At 55.2% G+C, this 10,553-nt stretch carries 7 protein-coding genes; all 7 read left to right on the forward strand.

Annotated elements, in window-relative coordinates; all coding sequences use genetic code 11:
- Positions 1–994: efflux RND transporter permease subunit (locus B2Z72_RS18335; RefSeq protein ID WP_297005510.1), on the forward strand; the 994-nt coding region annotated here is incomplete at its 5' end.
- Positions 991–1,782 carry an outer membrane lipoprotein-sorting protein gene (locus B2Z72_RS18340; RefSeq protein ID WP_296980569.1) on the forward strand — a complete coding sequence of 264 codons (792 nt, stop codon included), beginning with the start codon at positions 991–993 and terminating at the stop codon, positions 1,780–1,782. The genes B2Z72_RS18335 and B2Z72_RS18340, both read left to right, overlap by 4 nt.
- Position 1,783: 1 nt before the next feature.
- A complete protein-coding gene (locus B2Z72_RS18345) occupies positions 1,784–3,052 on the forward strand; it encodes a hypothetical protein (protein WP_296980568.1) in 1,269 nt (422 codons plus the stop codon).
- Between the two features lie 402 nt (positions 3,053–3,454).
- Positions 3,455–5,272 carry an efflux transporter outer membrane subunit gene (locus tag B2Z72_RS18350; protein WP_296980566.1) on the forward strand — a complete coding sequence of 606 codons (1,818 nt, stop codon included), beginning with the start codon at positions 3,455–3,457 and terminating at the stop codon, positions 5,270–5,272.
- Positions 5,269–6,417, forward strand: coding sequence for an efflux RND transporter periplasmic adaptor subunit (locus B2Z72_RS18355; protein ID WP_297005513.1), 1,149 nt, complete (start codon positions 5,269–5,271; stop codon positions 6,415–6,417). The genes B2Z72_RS18350 and B2Z72_RS18355 overlap by 4 nt, the downstream gene beginning before the upstream one ends.
- Positions 6,414–9,584 (forward strand): efflux RND transporter permease subunit, encoded by a 3,171-nt coding sequence (locus B2Z72_RS18360; RefSeq protein ID WP_296980031.1) that lies wholly within the window; start codon positions 6,414–6,416, stop codon positions 9,582–9,584. The genes B2Z72_RS18355 and B2Z72_RS18360 overlap by 4 nt, the downstream gene beginning before the upstream one ends.
- Before the next feature lie 200 nt (positions 9,585–9,784).
- Positions 9,785–10,553 (forward strand): SulP family inorganic anion transporter (locus B2Z72_RS18365; RefSeq protein ID WP_297005515.1); only part of this gene is annotated, 769 nt, incomplete at its 3' end.

Consider the following 10,553-nt stretch of genomic DNA (forward strand, 5'->3'; position numbering starts at 1 on the left):
GTTTCTGCACACGCTGGCGGAGATTTCGCAGCGGTTGCGTGCTCAGCCGGAAGGGGATCACGTTAATACGCTGGCCGATACCTTTAAACGCCTGAATAAAAACATGCATGGCGATGATGGCGACTATTATCGTATGCCGCAGGATCGTGAACTGGCGGCCCAGTATCTGCTGTTGTATGAAATGTCACTGCCATACGGACTGGATCTGAATAATCAGCTGAACGTAGATAAATCTTCCACGCGCCTGACCTCCACGCTAAAAAATATGGGCAGTCAGGAAATTGTGGCGCTGGAAGAACGGGCGCGTCAGTGGATGGCGGACAACGCTCCACATGTGCGGCTGGCAGCGGCCAGCCCCGGGTTGATGTTTGCCCATATCGGCGAAACCAACATGGATAGCATGATCGTCAGCATGATTGCTGCTCTGATTCTGATTTCGGCTTTGTTAGTGCTGGCATTACGTTCATTACGCCTGGGTGTGATCAGTCTGATTCCGAACCTTGGACCGGCCTTGGTGGGCTTTGGTATCTGGGGGCTGATCAGTGGCGAAATTAATCTGGGCCTGTCAGTGGTGGCGTCCATGACGCTGGGTATCATCGTCGATGACACCGTACACTTTCTGGCCAAATATAAACGCGCCCGGGATGATGGCCGCGATGCTGAGGCGGCTGTGCGTTACGCCTTTTCCAGTGTCGGCAGAGCGCTGTTAATCACCACCGTGGTGCTGGTGATTGGCTTCTCCATGCTGACGTTTTCTGCATTTCGCCTTAATTCGGATATGGGCCTGGCCACGGCACTTATCATCTTTATTGCTTTGCTGGTGGATTTCTTTTTCCTGCCGGCGTTTCTGCTCCTGCTGGATAAAAAAGATAAGCTCGCGGGCGCAGAGTTAAGCCATACCCATACAGACAAAAGCACAGACACAAACTCACAAGAAAAACCAGACACAAATAAAACAATATCTGAACATCCTGCTGCAGGAGGCACCCTATGAACGCTCTGACCCGAATGATACTGCCCATGGCTATGATGCTGTCGTTCTTTGCACCGGTACAGGCCGGTGAAATGGAAGATAAAGGCCTGGCGATTGCGACCGACCGCAAACAACGTGACGCCGGGTGGGGCGACAGTCAGTCTGCCGTGACTATGATTCTGCGTAATGCTCAGGGCGAAGAGAGCGTGCGCGAAATCCGTTCGCAGACTCTGGAAGTTGCCGATGATGGCGACAAGGGGCTGACCATTTTTGATGAGCCGCGGGATGTAAAAGGAACGGCCTTTCTTAACTTCTCGCACATCGGCAAGCCTGACGAGCAATGGCTGTATCTGCCTGCTCTGAAGCGGGTTAAACGTATTGCGTCACGAAATAAATCCGGCCCTTTTATGGGCAGTGAATTTGCCTATGAAGATATGAGTTCTTTTGAGCTGGAAAAATACAGTTTTCGCTATCTGCGCGAAGAGGAAGTGAATGGTATTGCCTGTCATGTGATTGAGCAGGTGCCTAATGATGAATTTTCCGGCTATACCAAACAGATTGTCTGGCTGGATAAAGACCATCTGCGGGCGTGGAAAATCGAATTTTATGACCGCAAAAAAAGTCTGCTGAAAACACTGACGCTGGCAGATTATAAACAGTACAAAGATCAGTACTGGCGCGCACATACTGCCACGATGCAGAATCATCAGACCGGAAAAAGTACGGTGCTGAAAACCGCAGATATCCGCTTCGATACCGGTCTGACCGATGCCGATTTTAATAAAGCCAGTCTGCAACGGATACGCTGATATGAGATCATGTTATTTATTCCCGCTGGTGCTTTGGGCGGCAGGTCCTGTCAATGCTGCGCAGTGGTTGCCCGATGCTGACTTTGAAGTATCACTGGAATACCGCGAATTTCTGCAGCAGCCCTGGCTGGATGATCAGCCGGAGCGTGGTATGTCAGTTTATGGGCTGGGTGATATGGCCTGGGATACCGGTGACAGCAGCCGCCTGACCTTTAAACCCTTTTATCGGTACGACAGTGAAGACAGCGAGCGTACCCATGGCGACATCCGCGAGCTGCAGTTTCAGTGGTGGGGCAGCAGCTGGGAAGTCCGTGCAGGTATCGGCAAAGTGTTCTGGGGGGTAACCGAGTCCCTGCATCTGGTGGACGTGATCAACCAGACGGATCAGGTCGAAGCCGTGGATGGTGAAGATAAACTGGGTCAGCCGATGCTGCATGGCATCTGGTTGCATGATGCCGGTACGCTGGAAGCCTTTGTGCTGCCGTATTTCCGGGAGCGCACGTTCAGCAGTGAGGATGGCCGACCTTCGGCCTTGCTGCCGGTAAAAAGCGCTGTGTATCAGTCTTCTGATGAAGAAAATCATATCGATCTGGCACTGCGCTGGAGCCGCTCGTTTGAAATTGATGGCTGGCCGCTGGATATCAGCGCGGATATTTTCTCCGGTACATCACGCCAGCCGTTTCTGTTGCCGGATATTACCCTGGTCGATGGCAATCCGCTGGTCAGCGGATTACGCCCTTATTATCCGCAGGTCACCGAAGCCGGTATGACGCTGCAGCACACGGTAGGCTCCTGGCTATGGAAGCTGGAAGCGCTGCATCGCGATTACGACGCCTCCGCGCAGCAGGTTGCAGAAGACTCTGGTAATGAAGCCCTGCAGGATCACCAGGCCATGGTGGGTGGGTTCGAATACACCTTAGTCGGCCCTTTTGGAGATTGTTGCGCCAGCCCGCTGGACCTCGGTATTCTGATGGAATATCAGGGGGATTCGCGCAGTGAAGAGGGCGGGCTGGCACAGAACGATCTGTTTGTTGGCACACGCTGGGCATTCAATGATGCGGATTCATCGGAATTGCTGGTCGGGCTGACGCAGGATCTGGATTACAGCGGCAGCCGCAGCCTGATGGTGGAAGCATCCACACGTATGACATCCTTTTCTACTATGTCGCTTAACCTGTGGTGGTTTGCCGCAGACAACAGTGAGGATGAGGTGCTCTACAGCATTCGCCAGGATGACTTTGTGGAGCTGAGCTATACCGTGTTTTTCTGACGCATTTCTTTCGTGTCAGCTTTCCATACGGCTTTCTGTAGCGGCTGTTTTAAGGGGTGTTGTATGGGCCGTTGTACGGGCTATTGTAAGGGTTGTTGAAACGGCTTTGCCCGGCGTCCGCCAGTGCGGCAAAGTCGCTGCTCTCTGTCTGTGCGGCAACATCGCTTTTTTCTTTTCTTCCTGCACTTTCTCTTCAGGCTGAAGTTTGCACTTCGTCATCAGGATGGCATAAATCCAGACAATAACTTACGCTCAGAACGTCCCAAATCAGGTATTTTGGCGGCCAGAGTCTGGTGCAAAGTTTTCAAATGAATATAATTCTCATTTGCGAAATGGTCATCCATGCATGATGGATAGCCGGGCAAGTGGACATAACATTTATAATTATTGGATATCTCTTCTTTGAGTTTACGTATTTCAGGAGACTCCGCTTTGATTGCTACCGGCAATACACGGCGCGCTTCTCAGCACTCTTATCCGCGCTCTCGACAGAGCTGCGGAACGCTGCTGAAACCTGCAGCGATGTTGTTGTTACCTCTGGCCATACTGTCGGGTTGCTCAGTGGTGACGACCGAACAGCCAGCGGCAGATCAGCTGCCATCGCAGCTGGGTTACAGCAATGCAGAAAACGCAGGGCAGAGCTGGCAGAGCGAGCTGCGCTGGTGGCAGAGTTTCTCCGATCAACAATTGAACGAATTGGTCAGCACCGGACTTGAACGCAACTATTCTCTGCAGGCTGCCTGGGCCAACCTGGCACGCAGCCGTGCCTTATGGCGTGATGCGGGATCGGCGAAATATCCGGACCTGAACCTTACTCTGAACAGAGACCGTCAGTGGGCTGAAAGCCAGAGCAGCACGGGCGAGGCGAGTACGACCAGCAACAGCTGGAGTGCCGGGCTGAGCAGTGAGTACGAGCTGGATTTCTGGGGACGTGTGGCAGCACTGGATGATCAGGCGCGTATGGAAGCACTGTCTGGCGAGGCCGCGCTGCGCACTCAGGCCAACACTGTAGCCGGTGAAATTACTCTTAACTGGTATGGCTGGCGTATGCAGCAGGAAAACCTGCAATTGCTGGCCTCCCAAAAAGATCGCATAGAAGCCGCATTAAAAGTCACCCGCGGACGTTTTCAGCGCGGTCAGGCAGACATCAGTGATGTTTGGCAGCAGGAGCAACTGCTGGAATCCCTGAATGCTGACGTGATTGCCGCGCAGGCAGCGCTGGCGGGTTATCAGCAGCAGCTGGCGCTGTGGACCGGCCAGGGAGAATGGCTGGCATTGCAGCGTGGCGCCTTTGCGGATGCCATGAACCATGACATGCCACCTCTGCCGCAGCTTGAAAAGACCGTCTCAGCATTGCCTTTAGCGGTGGTCAGTGGTCGTCCGGATGTAGAGCAGGCCTGGTACGACGTGCAGTCTGCTACCGCAGGTCTGGCGGTGGCTGAGGCCAACCGATACCCACGCTTTACGCTCTCTGCGTCTTATCGTGGAACGGATGAAGATCTGAGCGATGTGCTGGATAACTGGGTTGCCAATTTTGTTGCCGGACTGGCCCTGCCGCTGATTGATGGCGGCTCGCGCCGGGCGCTGGTTGCCAGCAATCAGGCAGCAGTTGATGCTGCTGTTGCGCTGTATCAGCAAACGCTTCTGGAGGCTGCGCAGGACGTGCAGCAATCACTGGTCAGTGAGCGCGAAACAAGCGATACACTGGTCAGCCTGGAGCGCCAGCTGACGCTGGCGCAGAAAACCGAAGCCTTTCAACAGAACCGTTATCGCAAAGGCGTTGGTGATTTTCTTTCCCTGTTAACCGTACAGCAGGATGTGCTGAGTCTGGAGCAGCGTGTGCTGACAGCCCGCTGGAATCAGATTCAGAGTCGTATCGCGCTGTTCCGTGCGGTCAGCCACGGTGGCTTTATTGACGTAAATGATGACGCTGATGGTGCTGCTGCCGCTGCTGATGATGCCACTGATAGTGCCGGGAACGCCGGTGCCGTGCAGTCTGTGGTGGCAGAAAAATCAGACTCAGCGTCTGCAGTATCAGCAGCAGATACGGCCACACCAGCAGAGCCTGCGGGCGGGTCGAATGAAGCTGTAAAAGAAACAGAAGCTGTGAAAAAAGCAGAGACCGTAAAAGAAACGCCCGCTGATCAACAAACACCGCGCCGCTTTAATCAACTGAACAGCACATCAATCCGTATTTCGAAGAAGGAAGTCTCTGTATGAGTTCGGCAAATGCCCTGTATCGACAGACCTGGTTGTGGGTCATCGTTATTCTGCTGGCCGGCGGTGGTCTGGCTTACTGGATTATGACCTCTGCGCCGCGCCCGGCACGGGTAGCGCCACAGGAGCAGGCGCGGCTGGTGGATGTGGTGCCGCTGCAGCAGGAAACGTCCCGCCCTTACTGGACAACCGGCGGTACGGCGACGGCAGTGGATTCCGTGAGCCTGGTGTTCCAGGTCAGCGGCCGCATTGACTGGGTGAATCCTGACGCGGCACCGGGTGCTTTGCTGGAGCAGGGCACCGTGCTGGCACGACTGGAGCAGGATGATTTCCAGCTGCAGGTTAAACAGGCGAAAGCCAATCTGACCCAGGCCAAAGCAGACCTGGCGGTTGAGAAAGGTCAGGGCGATCTGGCGGAAGAAGAATACGCCATCGCTGCCCAGAATCTGAGTCGGGAAGAGCGTGATCTGGTGCTGCGTAAACCGCAGTTGGCAGCAGCAGAGGCGGCAGTGGCAACGGCGGAAGCTCAGCTGTTACAGGCGCAGCTGGAATTAAAACGCAGTGAAATCCGTATGCCCTTCAGCGGGCGCATCAGTTCACGCAGTGCCAGTGTCGGCAGTTATGCCAGCTCCGGAACCGCCATCTTTGATGTCGTGGGCACCGAACGGGTGTGGATCGAAGTGAAAGTACCGCGTCATTTCCTCAGTTGGCTGGACACTGGTTCGGTTGCCAACGTCAGCCTGCCGGCCTGGGATGGTCAGCAACGTGAAGCGCGCATTCTGAATGTTTTGCCGGATGTGGACGACCTTGATCGTCAGGCGCGGGTGGTGATTGAGTTAACCGATCCGATGGCGGCGCCGCGCGTGCTGGTTAATGATTATGTTGATGTGGTGTTGCCCGGCAAAGAAATTCAGGGCTACGTCATTGCCAGTCGACTGCTGCAGGATGGCGTGGTGTGGGCGGTGAACGATCATCGTCTGCGTCGTCGCGAGCCTCAGGTGATTTACCGTGGCCGGGAAAAAACCTGGCTCGGCACCAGCGGTTTTAAAGCCGGTGACAGCGTACTGAAAAACCGGATTGATACCGCCACCGATGGTATGAAAGTACGTCTGCCGGGTGAAGCCGCTGACAACGGAGCACGTCCATGAGTCTGCGCTATAAAGGTCCTGTTGCCTGGATGGCGAAGCATGGTGTGGCGCCCAACCTGTTGATGGCGTTTCTGATCATCGGCGGCTTCTTAATGGCGCTGGTGATCCGTAAGGAATATTTCCCCAACACAGAAATCGACAGCGTGTCTGTTTCTGTCAGCTACGCCGGTGCGACCCCATCGGAGATGGAGCAGGGCGTGGTGCTGCCCATTGAGAACGAACTGGCGGACGTTGATGGCATTAAAGAGCTGACGGTACGGGTGACGCAGGGCTCTGCCTCGTTAGTTGCTGAACTGGAAAATGGCAGTGATCGCCAGCAGGCCTATCAGGATATTCAGCAGGCGGTGAACCGTATTTCGACGTTTCCGGCGGAAATGGAAACGCCGATCGTCAGTATGGCCGGACGTAATATTGATGTGATCGAACTGGCGATTTTCGGACCGCTGGATAAATTCGGTCTGAAACGTCTGGGTGAACAGATTAAAGATGAATTACTGCTGTCGTCGCAGGTCACCAAAATTGAAATGCGCGGTACGCCGGACGAGGAAATTCACGTTGAAATTGCCCGCCAGGATCTCAAACGTTATGGCCTGACGCTATCTCAGGTGGCGGACGTTATTGGTGATAACGCCATTGAACTGAGTGCCGGCAGCGTACGCACCTCCGCCGGTGAAATTCTGGTAACGCTGGATAACCGACGTTATTGGGCGCAGGAATTTCTTGATATTCCGCTGATTTCCGACGACACCGGTGTGATTCTGCGCGTCGGCGATGTGGCGACAATTCGCGAAGGCTTCAGCGAAAGTTACGACGAAGTGACTTACAACGGTGAAACCGCGGTACGCCTCAAAATCTATCGCGCCGAAGATCAGACACCGATGACCGTGGTGGATGCGGTGCTGGAACGGCTCGACGATATCCGCGCCAAAATGCCTCAGGGTATTCAGATTGTGGTGACCGACAACGACGGTGATACCTATCGCCAGCGTGTTGGCCTGCTGATGAAAAATGCGGTGATCGGTCTGATTCTGGTACTGGTGCTGCTCAGTCTGTTCCTCGAATACCGTCTCGCCTTCTGGGTGACCATGGGGATTCCGACGGCCTTTCTGGGTTCACTGTTGTTGCTGCCGGCGATGGACGTGTCGATCAATATGATTTCCATGTTCGCCTTTATCATTGCCCTCGGTATCGTGGTGGACGACGCCATTATTGCCGGCGAAAACATTTACGAGCATATGCAAAAAGGCATGCCGTTTATGGATGCGGCGATTTTCGGCGCACGCGAAGTCGCCGTGCCGCTGGCGTTTGCCATCCTTACTAACGTGGTGGCGTTTCTGCCGTTGCTGTCGATGCCGGGCATGATGGGCAAAGTCTTTTTCGCCATTCCGGCGGTGGTGGTCAGCTGCTTTATGATTTCCTGGCTGGAAGCGCTGTTTATTCTGCCGACTCACCTTGGCAAGTTAAAAAAGCGTACCTCAGAAAATGGCCTGGACCGCGTACAGAAACGGGTCGATAAAGCCCTCAATCATTTTATTCAGAAACGTTATTTACCAGTGCTCGACCGCGGCCTGAAGCGGCCGGGCATTGTGATTGCTGTGGCGGTCGCTTTCGGCGTGATGGTGCTCGCCTGGCCGATCAGTGGCCGTATGGGCTTCAGCATGTTCCCGCGTCTTGAGGGTGAATCCGCGGCAGCCACGGTACAGCTGCAGGCCAATGCGCCGATTGAGCAGGCACGTGAAGTGCGTGCTCTGCTGGAGAAACACCTGCGTGAAGTGACCGATCCGATTGAAGCCGCCGGTACGCCGCTGGTGATCAGTCTGGAAGGGGATATCGAAGGCTCACAGGTGGAAGTGGAAGCGCGTCTGGTGGATACCGATGTGCGCCCCATCAGCTCTAACGAAGTGGTGCGGCGCTGGCGCGAAGCCATTGGTGAAATACCGGGTATCCGCAGCCTGACCTTTGATGCTGAACGAGGCGGCGGTCCGTCCCGAGGTGCAGGTCTGACCGTTGAACTGCGCGGTACGGATAACGAACTGCTGCGCACCGCCAGTGAAAATCTCAGCGAAGAACTGGCACAGCTGGCGGGCGTAAAAGACGTGGCGTCGAGTTTTACTCAGGGTAAACCGCAGTGGGATGTGGAGCTGAATGCGCTGGGTCTCAGTCTCGGTCTGGACCCCGCCGATGTTGCCGCTCAGGTGAGGGCATCACTTTACGGCGCCCGGGCGTTACGTCAGCAGCGCCAGCGCAACGAAGTGACGGTGCTGGTGCGGCTGCCGGAAGCTGAGCGTTCTTATGCTGCCGATATTGAGCAGGTGCAGATTCTTACACCGGCGGGCGGCTACGTGCCACTGGTGGATGTGGCCATTCTGCATGAAGGCATTGCGCCGTCGGTGATCAACCGCCGCGACGGGCGTCAGGTGGTGCAGGTTACTGCCGAAGTTGATAACCGCAATATGATTCCGGCGGTGATGTCGGTGTTGCAGCAGGAAATCTTCCCGGAGGTGCAGGCGCGCTATCCGTCGATTGAATTCGGTTTCCGCGGTCGCCAGGCCGATACCCAGGAAAGCATGAGCAATCTGCAGCTGATGGGCTTCTTCGCCATGCTTGGCATTTATGTTCTGCTGGCGATTCCGTTCCGCAGTTATGCTCAGCCAATGCTGATTATGCTGGTGATTCCGTTCGGTGCCGTGGGGGCGATTCTGGGCCATATCCTGCTTGGATACGGTCTGTCGATTGTGTCGATCATGGGCATCGTGGCACTGGCCGGTGTGGTAGTGAACGACAGTCTGATTCTTGTCGATTACGCTAATCGTCGCCGTGTTGAAAGCAATCTCACCGCGCTGGAAGCGGTGCGTGAAGCGGGGGTACGGCGTTTCCGGCCGATTCTGCTGACCACGCTGACGACCTTTGGTGGTCTGTCGCCTATGGTGTTTGAAACGTCCCGTCAGGCGCAGTTTATTACGCCGATGGCGGTGTCACTGGGCTTTGGCATTCTGTTTACCACCTTCGTGTGTCTGCTGGTGCTGCCGTCCTTGTACGTACTGCTCGACAACCTGCTGCGTGCTTTGGGCTTCAGTGGCCATGCCTCGCTGGACGACGCTCAGCATGAGCCGGGTTATCAGTCGCCTTATGCGGCATCCGCTGAGGAGGCGGAAAGCCGCGGATAGCCTTTACGGGGAAAGACGGGCAAATGCGCAAGCCGGAACAGACATCAATCTGTTCCGGCTTTTTTGTCTGTTGCTTGTGACGCTTTGTCAGGCCGAAAGCCGCTGAAGACCTGAAATTGTCGGCTCAGGCTGGTATAGTGCGCCGCTTTCATGGATTACGATCCGTCGCACGCTTACCCAGACCTCCGGAGTTACCTTTCATGCTACTGCTGCGCGAGTTTATGCAGACTTTTTCACCCAACATCAAAAACGATGTGCTGTCCGGCCTGACCGTTGCTCTGGCACTGGTACCAGAGGCTGTGGCCTTTGCCTTTGTCGCTGGTGTTCATCCGCTGGTCGGTCTGTATGCAGCCTTTATGGTGGGTCTGATTACCGCAGTGATCGGTGGCCGTCCGGGTATGATCTCTGGTGCTGCCGGGGCGCTGGCGGTGGTTATGGTGTCGCTGGTGGCTGATGCAGAACGGGATTACGGTCCGGGGTCCGGCGTACAGTTTCTGTTTGCCGCTGTGATTCTGATGGGGATTATTCAGGTCAGTGCCGGGGCGCTTAAACTGGGTAAGTTCATCCGTATCGTGCCGACGCCTGTGATGCTGGGTTTTGTAAATGGTCTGGCGATCGTAATTTTTCTGGCGCAATTACCGCAGCTGCAGAGTTCAACGCCGGTGGGCAAGTGGGGCTGGGCACACGGTGAATGGCTGAGCGGCAGCACGCTTTTTATTATGCTGGGGCTGATCGCCCTGACCATGTTTATTACCTTTTATCTGCCGAAACTGACCAAAGCGATTCCGTCGGCTCTGGCCGGTATTCTGGTGGTCAGTCTGCTGGCCTGGGGCCTGCAGCTGGACACCAAAACTGTGGGTGATTTATCCAATATTGCTGGTGGTCTGCCGCAGTTCGCTGTTCCGCAGGTACCATTCACGTTGGAAACCCTGTGGTTTATTCTGCCTTATTCCGTCATTTTTGCCGCCA

The organism is Thalassolituus sp. UBA6592, assembly GCF_002433655.1.
Lineage (GTDB): Bacteria > Pseudomonadota > Gammaproteobacteria > Pseudomonadales > Oceanobacteraceae > Venatoribacter.